General features: G+C 47.8%; 1 pseudogene. It reads left to right on the forward strand.

Annotation, left to right across the window (positions count from 1 at the left end):
• Window positions 1-88: 88 nt before the first annotated feature.
• Window positions 89-232 (forward strand): annotated as a pseudogene (locus ACYP03_RS28225) (tRNA (adenosine(37)-N6)-dimethylallyltransferase MiaA); the annotation flags it as partial.

Raw genomic sequence — 232 nt, forward strand, 5'->3', positions numbered from 1 at the left:
GAACAACTCTGGGGGAGTACCCTGGAATCTTATTATTCCCGGTTGCTGCGTCCGGTCGATTTGCAGCCGGCATTAGAAGCGTTTAAACATGACTAAATCTCTTCCACAGGCCATTTTTCTGATGGGGCCTACCGCGTCGGGAAAAACCGACCTCGCAATCCGTTTGCGTCAGCAGTTGCCTGTTGAATTAATCAGTGTCGACTCTGCATTGATTTACCGTGATATGAATATT

The sequence above is a fragment of the Photobacterium sp. R1 genome, assembly GCF_054600795.1.